The organism is Neofamilia massiliensis (assembly GCF_001299475.1).
In the GTDB taxonomy this organism is placed as follows: Bacteria; Bacillota; Clostridia; order Tissierellales; family Peptoniphilaceae; genus Neofamilia; species Neofamilia massiliensis.
This window is the reverse complement of sequence record NZ_CYUJ01000002.1, coordinates 113,880-131,544: the sequence shown is the minus strand read 5'-3', so window position 1 is coordinate 131,544 and position 17,665 is coordinate 113,880. Positions and strand designations below refer to the sequence as shown.

At 34.3% G+C, this 17,665-nt stretch carries 15 protein-coding genes and 1 riboswitch; of the genes, 1 reads left to right on the top strand and 14 read right to left on the bottom strand.

What is annotated here, in order from left to right; all coding sequences use genetic code 11:
• Positions 1-95: 95 nt before the first annotated feature.
• The 9 genes from mgtE to BN2667_RS00550 form a co-directional block, all read right to left on the bottom strand.
• Positions 96-1,475 carry a magnesium transporter gene (gene mgtE / locus BN2667_RS00590; RefSeq protein ID WP_054251405.1) on the bottom strand — a complete coding sequence of 460 codons (1,380 nt, stop codon included), beginning with the start codon at positions 1,473-1,475 and terminating at the stop codon, positions 96-98.
• A 197-nt stretch (positions 1,476-1,672) separates the two neighbouring features.
• A complete protein-coding gene (locus BN2667_RS00585; protein WP_054251404.1) occupies positions 1,673-1,897 on the bottom strand; it encodes a Veg family protein in 225 nt (74 codons plus the stop codon).
• 132 nt (positions 1,898-2,029) lie between these two features.
• Positions 2,030-2,626, bottom strand: coding sequence for an ECF transporter S component (locus tag BN2667_RS00580; protein ID WP_054251403.1), 597 nt, complete (start codon positions 2,624-2,626; stop codon positions 2,030-2,032).
• Between the two features lie 69 nt (positions 2,627-2,695).
• Positions 2,696-2,818, bottom strand: a riboswitch (FMN riboswitch).
• A gap of 107 nt (positions 2,819-2,925) precedes the next feature.
• A complete protein-coding gene (locus BN2667_RS00575) occupies positions 2,926-4,833 on the bottom strand; it encodes an N-acetylmuramoyl-L-alanine amidase family protein (RefSeq protein ID WP_054251402.1) in 1,908 nt (635 codons plus the stop codon).
• 92 nt (positions 4,834-4,925) lie between these two features.
• Positions 4,926-5,903 (bottom strand): AIR synthase family protein, encoded by a 978-nt coding sequence (locus BN2667_RS00570; RefSeq protein WP_054251401.1) that lies wholly within the window; start codon positions 5,901-5,903, stop codon positions 4,926-4,928.
• Positions 5,904-6,018: 115 nt separating this feature from the next.
• The gene (gene msrB / locus BN2667_RS00565) at positions 6,019-7,113 is read right to left on the bottom strand and encodes a peptide-methionine (R)-S-oxide reductase MsrB (protein WP_082380145.1); all 1,095 of its coding nucleotides are present in this window, start codon (positions 7,111-7,113) and stop codon (positions 6,019-6,021) included.
• Between the two features lies 1 nt (position 7,114).
• On the bottom strand, positions 7,115-7,534 hold the full coding sequence (locus tag BN2667_RS00560; RefSeq protein ID WP_054251400.1) for a PPC domain-containing DNA-binding protein: 420 nt from the start codon (positions 7,532-7,534) through the stop codon (positions 7,115-7,117).
• Between the two features lie 93 nt (positions 7,535-7,627).
• The gene (locus tag BN2667_RS00555) at positions 7,628-9,436 is read right to left on the bottom strand and encodes a heavy metal translocating P-type ATPase (protein ID WP_242848701.1); all 1,809 of its coding nucleotides are present in this window, start codon (positions 9,434-9,436) and stop codon (positions 7,628-7,630) included.
• 34 nt (positions 9,437-9,470) lie between these two features.
• On the bottom strand, positions 9,471-9,686 hold the full coding sequence (locus tag BN2667_RS00550; RefSeq protein WP_054251399.1) for a cation transporter: 216 nt from the start codon (positions 9,684-9,686) through the stop codon (positions 9,471-9,473).
• 286 nt (positions 9,687-9,972) lie between these two features.
• Here BN2667_RS00550 and BN2667_RS00545 point away from each other — a divergent pair, with 286 nt between their 5' ends.
• Positions 9,973-11,988 carry an S-layer homology domain-containing protein gene (locus BN2667_RS00545; RefSeq protein WP_054251398.1) on the top strand — a complete coding sequence of 672 codons (2,016 nt, stop codon included), beginning with the start codon at positions 9,973-9,975 and terminating at the stop codon, positions 11,986-11,988.
• Between the two features lie 166 nt (positions 11,989-12,154).
• Here the strand turns inward: BN2667_RS00545 and BN2667_RS00540 are convergent, their stop codons facing one another.
• The 5 genes from BN2667_RS00540 to BN2667_RS09290 form a co-directional block, all read right to left on the bottom strand.
• Positions 12,155-13,675, bottom strand: coding sequence for a hypothetical protein (locus BN2667_RS00540; protein WP_054251397.1), 1,521 nt, complete (start codon positions 13,673-13,675; stop codon positions 12,155-12,157).
• A 134-nt stretch (positions 13,676-13,809) separates the two neighbouring features.
• The gene (gene abc-f / locus BN2667_RS00535) at positions 13,810-15,408 is read right to left on the bottom strand and encodes a ribosomal protection-like ABC-F family protein (RefSeq protein WP_054251396.1); all 1,599 of its coding nucleotides are present in this window, start codon (positions 15,406-15,408) and stop codon (positions 13,810-13,812) included.
• 250 nt (positions 15,409-15,658) lie between these two features.
• The gene (locus BN2667_RS00530) at positions 15,659-16,687 is read right to left on the bottom strand and encodes a hypothetical protein (protein ID WP_054251395.1); all 1,029 of its coding nucleotides are present in this window, start codon (positions 16,685-16,687) and stop codon (positions 15,659-15,661) included.
• A gap of 78 nt (positions 16,688-16,765) precedes the next feature.
• Positions 16,766-17,386 carry a hypothetical protein gene (locus BN2667_RS00525; protein ID WP_054251394.1) on the bottom strand — a complete coding sequence of 207 codons (621 nt, stop codon included), beginning with the start codon at positions 17,384-17,386 and terminating at the stop codon, positions 16,766-16,768.
• A 32-nt stretch (positions 17,387-17,418) separates the two neighbouring features.
• On the bottom strand, positions 17,419-17,607 hold the full coding sequence (locus tag BN2667_RS09290) for a hypothetical protein (RefSeq protein WP_154865129.1): 189 nt from the start codon (positions 17,605-17,607) through the stop codon (positions 17,419-17,421).
• Positions 17,608-17,665: the final 58 nt, after the last annotated feature.

The window sequence follows — 17,665 nt, the reverse complement described above, 5'->3', positions numbered from 1 at the left end:
ATCTAAGCTTTTAAAAGTACAAATTTTAAATTTTTCTTCCAATGATTTTTAAAAATAAAAAAAGCGACCTCCTTAAAGGTCAGCTTATTTTATCTTTAAATGCCTGCAAATATTTTTTCAAGTAAAAGCGTTGCTATTGAAAAATATGAGAACAGTGCAAGCATATCATTTATTGTTGTAATAAATGGTCCTGATGCTACTGCAGGGTCAATGTTAAATTTATTAAAGATTACTGGCACTGTGTAACCAACAATAGTTGAAAGACTCACTGTAAATAAAAGGGCCGCTCCTACAACTATTGATAGGTGAGTTGATCTAAATAATACAAAGGCAATGGATGCTATAACAAGAGATGATACCAGTCCCATTATCATACCTACTCCTAGTTCTTTAAAGAACAAGGACCAAAAGCCTTCCCCTTCTTCGTCAATAGTTAATCTTCTTACTGATACTGCCAGGGCTTGGGTTCCTACGTTACCTGCTGTATCTGTTAGGATTGGAATAAAAACTGCAAGTTGAACTACCTTGGCTAGAGTTTCTTCAAAGGCATTAATTAAGTTAGCTGAAATTAGACCCATAAATAAAAGAATTACTATCCATGGAAGTCTGGCCTTGGTCATACCTAAAACTGTTGTTTCAGTTCCTTCGCCAGAGTCGTCAACTTCGCCTGCAATACCCCCCATTTTGTAGAAGTCTTCTGTAGCCTCTTGTTCAATGACGTCCATAACGTCGTCTACTGTTACTAGACCTACCAGGACATTATTTGCATCTACAACTGGCACTGCCAACAAGTCGTATTCTTGAATAAGGCCGGCTACTTCTTCTTGGTCTGTATCTGTTGTTACTGAAACAGTTTGAGAATTCATAATGGCTTGGATTTCTTCTCCAGGCGGTGCAAGAATTAAGTCCCTTAGAGAAAGGACCCCGTCTAGTCGTCCATTATCGTCAACTACATAGATATAATAAATAAGTTCTGCCTGGCGGCCAACCCTTCTCATAGTTTCAATAACTTCGTTAGGCTTGTCGTGAATTGAAACCTTAACTAGCTCAGTAGTCATTATAGATCCAGCTGTTTCCTCAGTGTGTTTTAGTAGGGATTCTATAATTGTCCTGTCTTCTAAGTTCATCTTAGAAATTATTTCCTTGGCCTTGTCTTCTTCTAGACTTTTTAAGAAGTTAACTAGGTTGTCATCTGACACATAAGAAAAAACTTCTTTCATATAAGAGTCTGGCATTACTGTATAGGTTTCTTCTTGTTGAGAAAATTCCATAACGTCAAAAATCTCTGCAAACTCTTCTGGAGAAAGTAATTCTGTTATCTTGGCCTTGTTTTCGGGGTAAAGTTCATAAAACACCTCTACTTGGTCATTGCCATGAAGTTTTAAAAATAAAGACCTAAATAACTCTCTGTCTTTTCTCTTTACAGCCTTGTATATATCTTCATAATAAGCTTGTTTGTCTACTTTTAGCTCCATTGTCTTCACCTTCCTTTGCTTGTATTTGTTTTTCTTCTCTAAGTGTAACATATAAATATTAAAATTATAAGTTCTTTTAAAAGGCCTAGTAAATTTTTTCATCTCTGCTTAAAAAACTTTTTAATAAAATGATTTTTATAAATTCAAAATTTTTTTCATAAAAAAACAAACCTGTTTTTCAAGGTTTGTTTTAAAAGTTAATCTAAAATTAATAACTCCACTGTGTTTGTAAGTAGGTCTGAATAAGTGAAGGTCATTTTTCTACTTGGTGAATCTTCAAATTCAAGATCTACTACAAAAAGAGAAGGATAAACTGCATCAAGTCTGCCCTTTCTCTTTATATATCTCTTTCGTCCTCTGTCGGCCTTCAGATAGACTTGTTTTCCTATCTGGCTCTCTAATTCCTTCTTAATAACATTCATCGAAGTCAAATTATCACGCCTTTCGCTTATAATAAATACTGGTCATATTATAGCAAAATACTAGGAATTTGTCAAGTAAAATTTATATTTTAAATCAAAAAGTCTTTCTTGTCAACAACTTTTTTTATTTTTTTATAGGTATTGTCTAACTCTTTTATAAACTAAAAATGTAACTAGGCCGTTTATGGATCCCTTTACTAGATTAAATGGAAGAACTGATAAAAGCATCATCTTGCCTAGGGAGTTAATTGCTGGATTAATTGCTGTTCCCATGCCGATAATTGTTTCCATAGGAATCATTAATTTTGCATAAAGTGGGAAGACAACAAAGTAGTTTGAGGCCATGGCCAAAGTTGTCATAGCTAAAATTCCTACTACTATACCAATTAGAGCTGACTTCATAGACTTGTTTTTCTTATAAATAATTGAAGCTACAAATACATAAGTTGAACCTACAATAAAGTTTGAAAATTCTCCAACTCCACCAGTTATTGTCTTTGTTACGTTTAAAAGGTTCTTAACTAGTTGAACCATAATCCCATAGCTAGGTCCCATAGCAAAGCCTGCTACTAGTGCTGGCACGTCTGATAGGTCTAGTTTCATAAATGGCGGTGCAATAAAACTTAGGGGCATACTTAAAAACATTAGCAAAAATCCAACTGCTCCTAAAATTCCAACCCTTACTAGGTTTCTCGTCTTAATTCCTCTTGCTGCTACATTATTATTCATAATAACCTCCGATAATCTTGGCATAAAAAAATTGCCTAAATTTATCTCAGGCAAAAAAGATTAGAAATATTTAATCTTCTTTCATCCAGACTTTACTGTCGGTTTTGGAATTTCACCAAATCATCTTCCTCTTATAGGAAATCGCGGACTGTAACCACCGGTGAGGAATTTCACCTCGCCCTGAAGATATTTTAATTGTACTACCTTTAAGTAGTATTGTCAAATTTATATTTTGATTCTAAAAAAAGACTTAGAGTTTTTCATCTAAGTCTTCTTGGTCTTAAAAAATTATTTTAATTTTAGTAGCCATAAGTTTCTTGCATATAGGAAATTAATCCATTTGCTATTGCCTTGGCACAGGCGTCTTTGAAAAAGTCAGTTTCCATTAAAGCCAAATCCATTTCGTTAGAAATAAATCCTAGCTCAACTAAAACTGCTGACATTTCTGTTTGATTTAAAACTATTAAATCTGGCCTTTGTTTTATTCCCCTAGATTGCATAGAAGTTTCTTTTGTTAGCTCATAGTGAATTTTTTGGGCCAATGGATATTGGGCGTCGTATTTTACACTAGTTTTATCTCTTGGGGCATAAAGAGTTTCTATTCCACTTGCTTCAGAGTTTGTAGAAGAGTTTGCGTGAATTGATACAAAGGCGTGGGCGTTTTCTTCGTTGGCAAACTTTGGCCTTTGATAGATATTTACTGACGAGTCAGAATCTCTAGTCATTTTTACTGTATAGCCATAGGAAGATAAAATCTCTTCTGCCCTAAGGGCTATATCCAAGTTTAAAGATTTTTCTTCAGTGCCATTTGTCGCAAGGGCTCCTGGGTCTTTGCCGCCGTGACCTGGGTCAATAACTATTACTACTTCTGCCTTTGAATTAGGTTTTATCCTAGGTTTTCTTTCGACAATTTCTATTTCTTCAACATTGTCAAAGGAATCTTCTTTGTCTATTTGGTCCTCATCATTTATTGGATTTTTGGGAACTTCATTTGGGTCCGTTAGGGTCTTGTTAGATCCTGATCCTTGTTCTGGTATTAAAATTAGGTCAAAGCCTTCTTTAATTATTTGGACCTTGCCGTCATTTACTCCTTCCTTGCTATCTAAAACAACTCTTACTATGTTGTCGTTTTTTGAATAGTTGCCATCTGGAACAAACTGGTTGGCTCTAATACCAGCAACAAAACCTGTTGAAATATCAAACTTTCCTGCCTTCTTGTCTCCTAAAAGACTGGCATCCTTTATGTCAATAACGTATCTAAAAGGGTTATTCAGTTTTATAATGTTGTATTCACTGTTTTGCACATTTTCAATTAAAATAGCCTTTTGGCCCTTGTAATCTACTGGTCTTATTCCAGTAATTTCGTTAGTAAAGGAAATATTTAGGCCCTGGCCCTTGTTTACTTTTTTTACATTTGCTTTGGCATAGGTTTTTAGTTGAATTCTTATTGCTGATGTTTTGGTCTTTAAATCTGAAGAATATTCTACTGAGTCTATCATCTGGCCTCCTATGGAAATTTTTCCCGAAGTCTTGCCTTTTATATTTATAGATGAATCTTTAATTGTCAGTAAAAGAGAGTTTTTCTCTTCTTCAAATCTGGAATAATAATCAAGATTTCCTGTTGAGGAAATTTTTATTTGCTCGTTTTTTGATGAGCCATTTATTTTTTCTATGGCAGTAATTTGGTTTTTCGTTTGAACCTGTACAGGCACTTGGTCTTCTAAAATACTAACTAGTCTTTCAGGTCCATTCCAAGAAATTTTGTAGCCTAAAAGTTCTGAAACAATTCTCAAAGGAACCATAGTTTTTGCCTGGCCATTTGAGTATTCAACTAAATAGGGAACTTGGTCAGCTGGCAGACTTATTGGCTCTCCGTTTTTTATGGCTTCGTTTTTACCAATTGATAGGACAATTACATCTGGGCCCTTGCTAATTATTGCAGACTTTGTAGCCTGATTCCATTGGACTTGGGAATTAAAGCTTTCTGCCACTAGTCTTACTGGAACATAGGTCCTGTCTTTGTAGATGTAGGGTTTAAATTCTGGAGAGACTTTTTTGCCTCCTAATTCTAGGTTTACATCGTAGACTTGGGTTTTTGATCCATCTATTTTTACATTAAAAGCAGAGCCTGGACTTGCATAGGCTCTGGAAGTGATTATAAATATTAGGCTTAAGAAAACTAATAAAAATCTTAAGGTTTTTTTCATAAAATTCCTCCTGTGTCTAAAAATATTATAGTTCACAAAAGGCTGAATACAAGATTTTTCACAAAATTGTAATCGTAATTTAATATATTTTTTTATTTTAAGGCCTTATAAAGATCATCTGCCTTTGGCTGACCAAGAGGAATCATTTTGCCATTTTCTCTTAAAAATACTCCTTCGTAGTCAGTTACTCTACCAATTATTGTGGCCTTAATGTTTTCATCTGCTAATTCTTCTAGGGCCTTAATAAAATCTTTTTGAGAAATTATAGCAAGCATTGACCCAGATGAAATTAATTTTCTATAATCAATGTCAAAGGCATTAGCAATTTTTTCTGTAGCCTTAGTTACTGGCAGGCTGTCGTCAAAGACAACTAGGCCAGCTTCATTAGCTTTTGCTGCCTCCCAGGCTGCTCCAAGAAGACCACCTTCTGTTACATCGTGCATGTATTTGGCGCCAAAGGACTTTAAAATCTTTCCTTCTTTTACAACTGAAGTTAAGTCCTTGTAGGCTAAAGCTTCTTTATATTCATCTGCTGTTAAGATTTTTCTTACTTGGTCTTCCCTTTCTGCTGCTAAAATCGCCGTGCCTTCTAAGCCTAAAGACTTAGTAACTATTAAAAGATCGTTAACTTCAATTTTCTTTTCTTCGTAAGGGCCAGAAATTTTTCCTAAAACTGTTGTAGAGACTACTGGCCTCTTTACTGCATCAGTAATTTCTGTGTGGCCGCCAATTATAGTTAAATTAATTTTTCTCGCTGCTTCTTTGGCATCTGCCATTAGCTTTTTTAAGTCTTCTTCACTGGTCTTTGATGGAAGTAAAACTGTTAAAAGTGCTGCCACAGGCTCTGCCCCTTCTGTTGTTAGATCGTTTACTGCAACATTTATTGCAAGAGAGCCGATGTTTTTGCTAGCTCCAGTTATTGGATCAGTTGAAACAACTAAAAGGTCATCTCCCAAATCTAAAATAGAAGTATCCCTGCCTATTTTTGATCCAATTAAAACTTCTGGTCTTTTTTCTATATCACTTATTAACTCTTCTAAAAGAGAATTTGCTACTTTTCCTATTTGCATTTTTATCACCTAGGCTAATTTTACCATAGGAGAGAAACTTATAAAAGATTGAAGAGGCCAATAAAAAATCCCCAGCCTAATAGCCAGAGATTTTTCAATTTCCTTTTGCAATTTTTTATTCTACAAATTTTTTAAATTCACCGTAGCCTTTTTCGTCCATTTCTTCGTAAGGAATAAATTTTAAGGCCGCTCCGTTAATACAATATCTAAGGCCTCCCTCATCTCTTGGTCCATCTTCAAAGACGTGGCCAAGGTGGGCGTCACCGTCAGTTGATTTTACTTCTACTCGGTTCATACCGTGGGATAAGTCTTCCTTGTAGTCAAGGGCGTAGGATGAAATTGGTCTGGTAAAAGATGGCCAGCCACAACCTGCGTCATACTTGTCCCTTGATGAAAAGAGAGCCTGGCCTGTTGTTTTGTCTACATAAATTCCCTTCTTATTAAAGTCATCGTATTCTGATGAAAATGGTCTTTCAGTTGCTGCTTCTTGGGTCACTTGGTACTCAAGGTCAGTTAGCTGGCTTTTTAATTCTTCTTGAGATTTTTTCTCATAGGACTTGTAAAGAGGTTTGTCTGCCAGGCTAAGGTCCACATGACAGTAGCCGCCAGGATTTTTTTCTAAATAGTCTTGGTGGTAGTCTTCTGCAAGAATATAGTTATTAACTCTTTCAACTTCAACTACAATTTTTTTGTCATAGTCTTTTTGTCTTTGGTCAAGATAGGTCTTAGCTTTTTCTAAAACTTCTTCATCATCTGAATAAATTCCAGTCCTATACTGTCTGCCCCTGTCGTTGCCTTGTTTGTCTACAGAGGTTGGGTCAATTATTCTAAAATAGTGGTCTAAAAGTTCTTCTAGGGAAATTTTGTTGGCATCGTAAGTTAACTTTATTGCCTCTGCGTGGTCGGTGATTTTTAAATCTTGATAAGAAGTTTTATCAGTTTTCCCATTTATATAACCAACTTCAGTGTCGATTACGCCATTTAGTCTAGAAAAATATCCTTCAACTCCCCAAAAACATCCACCTGCTAGGTAGAGGACCCTAGGGTCTTTATTGCCTAAATCATTTACAGAAATTTTTATCTCCATATTGTCTCCTTCTTTGTAATTTTTATTTTCTTTGTATCTTGGTCTTAAGTCTCTCATTTTTACAAGCACAAAGACCAGGGCAAGAACTGCCAAAATTAAAATAATCATCTTCTTAGCTTTCATTTTATTTTAAATCCAAGAGATTTATACCATTTTCTCCTTTAAACCTGTCAACTTCTCCGTCAAGAACATCGACAAAGATTTCTCCAGTTGCAGAAATGATCCCCTTGTTTAAGTGGCCACCAAAACATCTTTGGTCGCCGTCAGCAACAATAATGTGGAGGTGGATATATTCTTCTCCGTCCATAGTTGACAAGTTGCCGTGAAGGTTGGCAATTTCAAAGTCGCCTTCATAAGTATTTGAATAATACTTTTTCTCATCTAACTTATAAAGGCCAATTTCTGCATAGGAAACAGCACCTAGGCCGTTAATGCTAGCCAGCCTTATATTTTCACTTTTCGCAAGACTTAAAAGGCTTTGAACTATGTCTTCGCCTTTTTCAAGTCTCACTAAATATCTATCTTTAAATTTTTTAAATTCCATGTCATCAACTCCTTATCATTATTATAGCCAAATTTTTTCTCCTTAAAAATTTTCACAAAAAATCCTCCAAGACAAAATCTCAGAGGATTAAAATTAATTTTTCATAAGTCGCATTGAATTTAAAACAGCTATTAGCATAACTCCAACGTCTGCAAAAATTGCCATCCACATTGTCGCCAGGCCAAAAACTGAAAGGATTAAAACTAAAATCTTTACTGCCAGAGAAAATATAACATTAAATCTTGCAGTTCCTAGGGTCTGTCTAGCAATCTTTATTGCCCTAGGTAATTTATTTAAGTTGTCATCCATAAGAACAATATCTGCCGCCTCAATGGCCGCATCAGTTCCAAGAGCTCCCATGGCTATGCCAACATCAGCTCTTACAATTGATGGCGCGTCGTTTATTCCATCGCCAACAAAGGCAACCATAGACTTGCCTTCCTTGTCAAGAAGGTTCTCTAGGATTTTTAGCTTGTCGTCAGGAAGGAGCTGAGAATAAATTTTGTCTATGCCCAAATAATTCCCAACTTGGTCGGCAACCTCATCCTTGTCACCAGTTAATAAAACTAAGGACTTGATGCCCTCGTCCTTTAAGGAAGAAAGGGCTTCCTTGCTGTGGTCCTTAATAACATCTGCAATTACTAAGGAGCCAAGAAGTTTTCCATCATAGGCTACATAGACCTTTGTTCCAATGTTTTTCGTTTCAGGAGCTTCAATGTTGTAGTCAGCTAGTAGTTTTTCATTACCAACTGCCAGCACCTTGTCCTTATAAGTTCCAACTAGGCCCTTGCCATGAACATCTTGAACATTAGAAATTTCGTCTTTAAGGTCGCTGCCGTATTTTAATCTAATAGAATCGGCAATTGGATGATTTGAATAAGATTCAAGAGATCCTGCTAAAATTTTAAAATCAAAGTCACTTGAATAAGAATTTTCTTCAATAATAGAAAAGTTCCCTTCAGTTAAGGTTCCAGTTTTGTCAAAGACCATAGTCTCAACTCTGGCCAAGGCTTCTAAATAATTTGAGCCCTTAACTAAAATTCCCTCTCTTGATGCCTTGCCAACACCTGCAAAAAATGCCAGTGGCACAGATAACACTAAAGCGCAAGGACAAGACACAACTAAGAAGATTAGCGCCCTCTTTATCCAAGGACCAAAGGCGTCCCTAATAATAAGTGGGAAGACCAGGCCTAGGAAAAGCGCTGAGAAGACAACTATTGGCGTATAATATCTGGAGAACCTGTTAATGAAATTTTCTAAAACAGATTTCTTCTCACTTGACTCTTCAATTAGTTCAAGGATTTTTGAAACAGTAGAATCGTCAAAGGTCTTTGAAACTTTAATTTCCAAATGGCCTGAAAGATTAATGGCTCCACTGTGAACTTGGTCCCCAATCTCTACATCAACAGGAAGAGACTCACCAGTTAAAAAAGCTAGGTTGAGAGAAGATGATCCATTTGTGACCTCTCCATCTAAGGCGATTTTTTCTCCAGGAAGAACAGAAATAATTTCGCCAATTTCAACTTCGTCTGGGTCTACAATTTCTTCTTCGCCATCTCTTATAACCCTAACTTCATCAGGTGCGTATTCAAGTAAACTTTGGATAGACTTTCTCGACTTACCAACTGCTAAATCTTCAAAAAACTCACCAGTCTTGTAAAAGATCATTACAAAAACTGCCTCAGAATAATCGCCAAGGCCAATAGCCCCAAGAGTTGCTATAGACATTAAAAAGTTTTCATCAAAGACCTGGCCGTTTTTAATATTGTAGGCAGAAAGTTTTAAAACATCTAAACCTGCAATAAGATAGGCTATTAACAAGGCACCAAGGGAAAAATACTTATAGCCTTTAAAGACCACGCCTAAAATTAAAAGACCTGCTGCCAAAAAGAGTTTCTTCAAATCTCTCTTTTGTTTTTTGCTCAAGTCCTTAAACTTATCGAACAATTTTGCAGTCCCTTTCTATTTTAGAAATTTCCCCTTGGATTTTATCAAGAAGGCCATCGTCAATATTTTCAGCCTCAAGTTTTAACTTTGAAGTCATAAAGTTAATAGACGCAGTAGCAACCTCGTCTAATTTATTAATAGCATCTTCCATTTTGTTTGCACAAGCTGCACATTCTAAATCTTCTAATTTATAAGTCTTTTTCATAATAACCTCCGTGTTTTTTATAAATGACTGTTCATTCATTTGTTTCTTTGTTCATATGATAACAAAAATATAAAGTCCTGTCAATATGTTTTTTATAGATTTTATTCTTAGCTAAAGGAGTTTACAAATATTAAATTTTCTTATATAATATTGTTAATGTTTTAAGCGAAATTTTAAAATTTAGAGCGCTTATAAAGGAGGATGTACAAGTGAATAAAAAAAGTATTTTAGACTTGTTGTTGGAGTATTTCTACTGCTTTTAATTTCTTTAGTTCCTAGAAATGTTATGGCAGAAGGATCTAATCGCCATTTTGAAATTTCTATTAAGTTTCTAGAAAAATCAGATAGTAGTTATGATGAATTTAAATCTTTTGAAAAGAAATTCTATTTAGATACCTTGTCAGATGAAAGTGTTCTGATAGATTTTTCAGATGATTTTAGTGGTCTTGGTGTAAGTGGAAATCTAGTTTACGATAAAGCTTCAAATACTATCTCCATTGTCAACGTTAATAATGAAGATAGTAAATACTTATTAGATATTTCCATATCAGCAGTAGATTATGAAAGCAATGATAGTCTAACATTTAATCTAGTTGGAGATAATATAATTAAAGGTTCACTCTTATTAGATGCTGCTATTAAAGATTCAGCTACCTTAACTGGAGATGGAAGTCTTGATATTACAAGTTACACTTCCAATCCTTGTCTTACACTTTATCAAAGCAATTGGGAAATTTTAGATACAAAAATCAAACTTCAAAATACTGAAACTGGACTAGATTGTAGTGGGACTTTTGGTGTGGAAGTTGTTAACTCTACAATTGATATTCAAAGTTTAGATACAGCTCTTTTAAAAGATTACGGTGTTTACGGTATTAAATCAGGTGACATAGAGTTTATTGATAGTATGCTATCGATAAAGCAAAAAGGAGAACTACCTTACGGCTTGTTTTCAACACAACATGTAAAGTTTAACGATTCTTATGTAACAATTGATGTAGAAGGTACAAACGATGTATCGTTTCCTATATATATGTCTACATCAGGTGGTGAACTTGTTTTAGATGTGCTAAATTCAGAAGTTTATTTGAATTCTAAGATCAATAAAGATCCTTCTGATGCTTCAGAATCGTTAGCTTTAGGTGTTTCTCTTGATGGCCCACAATATTCTAGCTATATTAATGTATCCGGATCTATATTTGAAGCCCAGGGAAATACAGCTGCTATTTCTGGCAATGTCCGATTTAAGGAAGCCGTTAATAAGGTCTATATAAAAAAAGACCTAAAAAATGAAAAGATCTTATACCCTATTAAAAATCAAAAAGACAAAGAAAAATTAGGGTCTCCTGATATGAATGACCTAAGAGATACATTTAAATATGTAAGAATCGAACCTGACTTAAAGTCTTTTGAAATAGATGCAGATTCTCAACCAGTAGACCAAAATATCTACGTCTTCGATCATTGGGAATCAAAAGGCTTTATAATTGAACATCCTAACAGTAAAAGAACGACAGTTAAGATTCCTGTTATTTGGCCTAAAGGCGCCTATCTCAATGCTGTTTGGAAAAAGATAAATGGTCCAGAAGTGATATACCAAACAATACCTATGACCTTTACTGATGTAAAAACTGTCTATAAGACTACCCGTTTAGATATGGCATATTTAAAGGGCTATCCCGAAAAAACTATTATGCCAGAGGGAAATATGACTAGAGCCGAAGCTGTAACAACTCTCGTTCGACTAGAAAGATATAAGGGCAAGGACGCTAGAGATCTAAAAGAAAATAGTGAACCTATTTATTCTGATGTTGAAGCTGGTATTTGGTACAAAAAATATATTGACTATGCCTACGCTCAAGGTTGGTTAGAAGAAAGTAAGGGACAAATGTTTTATCCAGACCGTCCAATTACAAGAGCAGAACTAGCTCAACTAATTAGCTATGTAGATAATAAAATCTCTGAGCCAGCTCCTTTTACAGATATAGAAGGCCATCCTTTTAAGGCTGCAATTAACCAAGCCTATGCCAACGGCCGTATAAAAGGCTACGAAGATAATACTTTCCGTCCAGATGGAAACATAAAACGTGTTGAAGTTGCCACTATGCTAAACCGTCTTTATAATAGACAAGCTGACAAGTCCTTTATTAGTAAGAACCAAGACTTGATAACTAAGTTTAAAGACTTAGATTCCAGTCATTGGGGCTATTACGAATTAGTCGAAGCCTTTGAATCCCACCAAGCTATTGAAAATGAAAATGGCAGTGAAGAATGGCAAAGACTTATTGGCGGATCTATTTAATTAAATAGCTTAAAGATTTTATAAGATTTTAAGGAGAGACTTTAACTTTAGTCTCTCTTTTTTTTGTTTGCATCAAAAAACCAGAACTAGGTTTACTAACTCTGGTTTAAGGCTTTCTACTGATATTTTTATTAATAGATAAATTTAAAATGGAAACTAACAGTTATTAACCTTGTCCCAATAGAAATTTAAATTTTTCAAAAAGGTCTAGTGAGTAGCTATCTTCTTTTATTGGATTTTCATAGTCATAAATATCTTCTGCATCAAAAACTTCATCTGGAAGAATTAAGCTGCCGTCTTTTAGGCTAATACTAGGCGAAAATTCTAAAATATCGTCCCTATACCTAAGGGTGATTTTTGCATTTGGAACAATATCGCTAATGTTTTGGCAGATAAGAGTTGTTCCTGCACAAGATGCGTAGTCTAGGTAGTTATTGTCTACTTCTTTTAAGTTTCCATCTTCAGCTAGTTCTAACTCCTTTAAGGAGACTGAAGCGTTTTTGTACTTAGGAATAAGTAGATAACATTCTTGGCCAATTAAGTAAGGCCTTTGTCCTTCTTTATTTTCTTTTATGGTGGCTAGTAGGTTTGGGTCTTCATAGTTATTAAAGGCGTTAATCCAAGGTTGAAGTTTTTCAAGACTTGCTTTCAAGCTATCTTCGTCATAGGCAGCGCCTAAGAAAATAATAAAGGCCTTGTACTTATTATCATCTGGATCTATACCAAGCTTTCTCGCCATTTTTATATACTCATCAGAAAGAGGGCTGGTATCAAAGGTGTTTCTCTTTAATTCTAAAATTTGAGGTCCAAATCCACTTTCTAAACTAGGATAGCTTGAAAAAACAAAATTAGGCCTAGCTACTTGATTAATGTAAATTTGATTTTCCTTGGTAGATCTTTGGTCCCAAAGGTCGTCTAAGATTTTCCCAGTATAATTTGATGGATTGGATTCATAAAAATATTCGAAGTCATCGCTATAATAAATTTTTCTCGTTAGGTCTTGGTAGTCCTTTAATGAACTTTCGATTGTTCTAAGTAAATCATCCTCATCTAAGCCAAAATTTTTCATAAGCTCTTGGTCCTTAATAAGCCTTCCATCTGGCAGTGAAAAATTATAGATCCTATAAAGTGGATAAGCTTCTTGCCAGTCAAAAGTTTCAACCATAAGGCTGAGGATATTTTCATCTTGATAGGCAGAAAAAGAAGCAAAAACTCCAAGTTCTTCACTTTGAAATTGGTCCCTATAACTTTCATATAGGCCCAAGATATTTTTAGCAAGGTCGTCAAGGTCTTTGTTGGCTTCTTTAGCATCTTCGGAATCTAAAAGAATTCTAGGCAGGTGGAGGCCGTAAGAAATTTTCTTTGCAGCAGCTATATGTTTTTCATCTGTAAAATCCTTCCAAAGTTCCCTGTCTTCAACATAAGAAGACATAGAGCCTGTATTTCCTCCATTGACGTAGGATAATTTTTCTATTTTCTTTTCCTGATCGATTTTTTCTTCAGGAACAGGTTTTTCCTTTTCAGAAGTTTTCTCTTTAGATTCTAAATTTTTATCATCTGCTATACTTGTAGTTTTCGGCTTAGACTCTTCTTCTGCAACTTTGTTGGAAGTGTCTACTTTCTTACAGCCACTAAGAAGACTTGTAGCCAAGATAAAAATAAGTAAAAACTTAAATTTTCTCTTCATAAAATCCCTCCTTGTGTTTCGAGTTTATTAATTTAATTATAATACAAAAATCTTTTTAGAGTTTAATAAAAGTTTACAAGAAAGTTTTGAAAAATAAAAACGGCCTAATTTTATCTTAGACCGCTTTTATTTTTCTATATTTTTTTCTCAAGCAAATTTTTATATTCTTCTTCTAAGCTTTCTCTTTCTTCTTTTGATATATCCATGGCCAGCCTTGAATTTATAGATGAAAGTCTAAAGTCAAGGAGAAGTTTGTCTTCGTCATTATTTTCCTTCGCCTGCTGTTTTCTGTTTTTATATTGGACTAGACTTCCTTTAAATCTTACAAGTTTTTTGTTTTCAATAATTAATAGCCTGTCTGCAAGATTATTGATAAATTCTTCGTCATGGCTTACAAATATTATGGGCCTATCGTAGGATTTTAAAAGTTCTTCTAGACTTTCAATAGCCCTTAGGTCTAAAAAGTTTGTCGGCTCGTCGAAAATTAAAAAGTTAAAGTCAGCTGTCAAAATTTTCGCCAGCTTTACCTTAGCCTTTTCTCCATCGCTTAAAAGCTCGACAACCTTGTTGACATCGTCATTTTTAAAGCCTAGTCTGCCAAGAACAATTCTGCTTAGAGTCTGATCGTAAATAGATGTGGCTAAAATATTTTCTAAAATAGTCTTTTTATCTTCAAGTGTATCGTTCATTTGACTAAAGTAACCTATTTTTAAATTAGGATGGACCCAAACCTGTTCTTCATCTAAAATCATTTTTAAAAGTGTAGTCTTTCCACACCCATTTTCACCAAGCAGGGCCACTTTAGAATTATTTTCTATTATAAAGTTAGCTTGATCAAATAGAATTTTATCTTTAAAGGACTTGTTTAGTTTTTCTGCTCTTATTAAAACTTGGGAATGAATTTTTCCACTAGCTGGGGCTTTTAATTTTATCTGGCTTGCTTCCTTGGGCCTTTCCTTAACGTCAAGTTGTCTTAGCCTAGATTCAACTGCCTTAACTTGCTTGTCTAATTTTTTCTTGTTGCCTTGTCCGCCCATTTTGTGGAGTCTGGCTTCTGAGTTTCCCATTCTCTTTGGCGCAGTTTTAACTTTTGCAGACTGATCCTTAATACTTATAGCCAAATTTTCCAGCCTGGCCTTTTCCCTCGCATAATTTTCGTATTCTCTTTCTTGGAACTTGCGTCTTTTTTCTCTTTCAGCCAGATAAAATTTGTAGTCTCCATTGTAGACTTCGATTTTTCCATTTGCAAGTTCTAAAATCTTTGTGCAAGTTTTATTAATAAAGTCACGATCGTGGGAAATTATTAAATAGCCTAGCCTTCTAGCCTTTAACCTCTCAATTAATTCTTCTTTTTGGTCCATGTCCAAATGAGATGTCGGCTCATCTAACAAGAGAAAGCTTAACTCATCAACTAGCAGGTCTAAAAGTTTTAGTCTCCTGTACTCTCCAGGACTGTAGCTTTCATTTTCCTTAAGCTGGGCCTTAGAATAAATTTCCCTAGAAAAATTTTTATCTTCGGTGTCTACATTTAATAAATAATCCATTGATCTATCAACACTAACCCTGCCAGAATATTCCCTATCAAGGCCTAAAATCAAACGAAAAAAAGTCGTCTTCCCTACACCATTGTCGCCAATTAAGGCTACCTTATCATTTTCAGAAATGGCCAAGTCTTCAATTTCAAATAAGTCCCTGTCAGCCAAGGTCTTTTTTAAATTTTCTATATATATCATAAATCCTCCTAGAATTTCGAGAGGACTTCTTCCCCTCTTAGTTGTTTGAAATAATAGTTGTAATTTTCATTTTTCTATACCTCCTTAAAATATTATTTTATATATACCCGAAATTAAGGTGTGATGCCTTTACATTTTCATTAAAAAACCAGAGCTAGGATTTTTAACTCTGGTTAGGGTTTTAAATTAATTTTTAAGGGTTTTTTATTACTCAAAGTTTTTCCAACAGTTTGTATTGACTTTCTAATATCTAGTGCCCTATCAATTGGCAGTTATTAATAAAGCCATTTTCTGTCGGTTCAAATAATAATTCATAGGATTTATCTTCTAGGTTGTACTTATAGAGTTTTCTATTTTCATCATTTTCTAACTCTGAAAGGACGTATAAGGACTTGCCATCTTCAGAAAATGAAGCGTTGCCCTTTTCTATTCTATAAGGCGGAAGGTCAAAGTCTAGCTTCTTGTTTTCTTCTAGATCATAATAAATACATTCAGATGGAGTTGCAGAGTCGTTGTATTTGTGGTCGTAAATAACTAATAGTTTTGAATCGTTTATAAGTAACATACGGGCCCACTTTTCAGGTATCGTAAATAACTTTGTCTCGTCTTCAAAGTCAAAGCTTATTTTCCATATAGAGTGATCAGGAATTACAAAGTCGTCACTTGTCTGATGTTGCAAATTATATCTATCCTCTTTTTCTGAATATGTGCTAATATAAATACTTGCAGTCTCTTCATCTACGCAGATGTTTTCAATGTTTGTATCTCCATCATCGCCCCAGTATTTTATTTCCTTGGTATTTTTATCATAGGCTCCTAAACAAACATTTGCCTGGCCTAATTTGCAGGCAGCAAAAAACACCTTATCCTTAGTAGGAATAATATAATTTACTGCAAATAAATTATCGGTGATTTGCTCTTCTTCTTTTGTTTCCAAGTTATAAGAAAAAATTTGATCTCCCGTATTATTTACATCTTTTGATAAATAAGCTATATTATCTGCTAAATCACATGCACCTAAAGAGTATTGTGCTGTAAATGGAAAATCTATCGCTTTTTCCACCTCATTATTTTCAGTAAAAAATGTGAAGAGGGAAACTATCAATTGTCCCTCTTCGTTTTTATGTGTTTCTGTAATAGAAATATATTGTCTATTATCTTTCTCAACTGGAGCCTGGTCGGCTGACTTACAAGATATTAGTATTAGACAAATACTGCTTATAAGAAAAATAATAGGAATATTTCTCCTTATTTTCTTTATTGTAAAATTAAAATTCATAATAATACCGTCCTTTCAAAAGTAGAATTTCTTAAATAATTAAAGTCCTATGGCATAAAAGTAGCAAGAAGCCTCATCTTAAAGTTTAAAGCTGTAAGAATTATCTGCTTCAAATAGGCCATCATATTTCAAATCTTCTATTTTTACAAAAACCTGCCAGCTACCATCAGGATTAAAGGAAATTTTATAGTATTCGTCTCCTCTTTCTAAAATTTTACCAAGAGGGATAGATGCAAGATTTGAACCTTCTATTGTTCTTATTACATTAAAGTCTTCGTCATAAATTTTAGTTTCATTTTTTACAAAGGCCATATCTCCAAACTCTGTCATTTCAGCTACGTCTGTTGAAAATTTTGTCTCAAAGTCTTTTTTGCTTATAAATCCTGTACTATAGGTTTCGTCAAAAACTGTTATAAGAACCTTTCCGTCTGATGTCAATCTATAGGCTACAATTTCATTTTTTATTAGGTCCATTTTTCCCTGGTTTTTAACTTTTTTTATAGCATAAGAGCCATCGTCTAGGAATATTTCCTCATAATGAAAAACATCTTCCATAGAAGTTTCTTCTCTGACCATACATAGTTTTGCTTGGCTTTGCCAATAATCGTAGGCAATGTTGCTAGATGTCTCAGACTTGCAAGAGACATTAATTATCAATAGCAAAGTCGCCAATATAAAATATTTTACTTTATTTTTCATTGTTTCCGTCCTCTTTAGCTCATCTTAAAATTTTATTCTTCTTTGTCTAAATCTTTATACAAAAGATATAGGGCAAGAACACCAGTAAATGACATTACTATTACCATTTCTCTAAACATCAATAAGTTAGTATCTAAAATTGGATAAAGGAGGGTTTTATAAACCAAACCTGGATACACTAATATCAACAGTAAAATCCAATACTTCAAATGCTTTTTCATAAAAATAATATTAGAACGATACTTTTTCTGATATATAATTAATGTCTATTGTATTTTC

What these genes read in the sequence shown, in the direction of transcription:
- BN2667_RS00585 (WP_054251404.1), bottom strand. Translation starts at nt 1,897, where the DNA reads ATGAATGTTATTAAGAAGGAATTAGAGAGCCAGATAGGAAAACAAGTC.
- mgtE (WP_054251405.1), bottom strand. Translation starts at nt 1,475, where the DNA reads ATGGAGCTAAAAGTAGACAAACAAGCTTATTATGAAGATATATACAAG.
- BN2667_RS00525 (WP_054251394.1), bottom strand. Translation starts at nt 17,386, where the DNA reads ATGAAAAATAAAGTAAAATATTTTATATTGGCGACTTTGCTATTGATA.
- BN2667_RS00550 (WP_054251399.1), bottom strand. Translation starts at nt 9,686, where the DNA reads ATGAAAAAGACTTATAAATTAGAAGATTTAGAATGTGCAGCTTGTGCA.
- BN2667_RS09290 (WP_154865129.1), bottom strand. Translation starts at nt 17,607, where the DNA reads ATGAAAAAGCATTTGAAGTATTGGATTTTACTGTTGATATTAGTGTAT.
- BN2667_RS00580 (WP_054251403.1), bottom strand. Translation starts at nt 2,626, where the DNA reads ATGAATAATAATGTAGCAGCAAGAGGAATTAAGACGAGAAACCTAGTA.
- BN2667_RS00570 (WP_054251401.1), bottom strand. Translation starts at nt 5,903, where the DNA reads ATGCAAATAGGAAAAGTAGCAAATTCTCTTTTAGAAGAGTTAATAAGT.
- msrB (WP_082380145.1), bottom strand. Translation starts at nt 7,113, where the DNA reads ATGAAAGCTAAGAAGATGATTATTTTAATTTTGGCAGTTCTTGCCCTG.
- BN2667_RS00540 (WP_054251397.1), bottom strand. Translation starts at nt 13,675, where the DNA reads ATGAAGAGAAAATTTAAGTTTTTACTTATTTTTATCTTGGCTACAAGT.
- BN2667_RS00545 (WP_054251398.1), top strand. Translation starts at nt 9,973, where the DNA reads ATGGCAGAAGGATCTAATCGCCATTTTGAAATTTCTATTAAGTTTCTA.
- BN2667_RS00560 (WP_054251400.1), bottom strand. Translation starts at nt 7,534, where the DNA reads ATGGAATTTAAAAAATTTAAAGATAGATATTTAGTGAGACTTGAAAAA.
- BN2667_RS00575 (WP_054251402.1), bottom strand. Translation starts at nt 4,833, where the DNA reads ATGAAAAAAACCTTAAGATTTTTATTAGTTTTCTTAAGCCTAATATTT.
- abc-f (WP_054251396.1), bottom strand. Translation starts at nt 15,408, where the DNA reads ATGATATATATAGAAAATTTAAAAAAGACCTTGGCTGACAGGGACTTA.
- BN2667_RS00530 (WP_054251395.1), bottom strand. Translation starts at nt 16,687, where the DNA reads ATGAATTTTAATTTTACAATAAAGAAAATAAGGAGAAATATTCCTATT.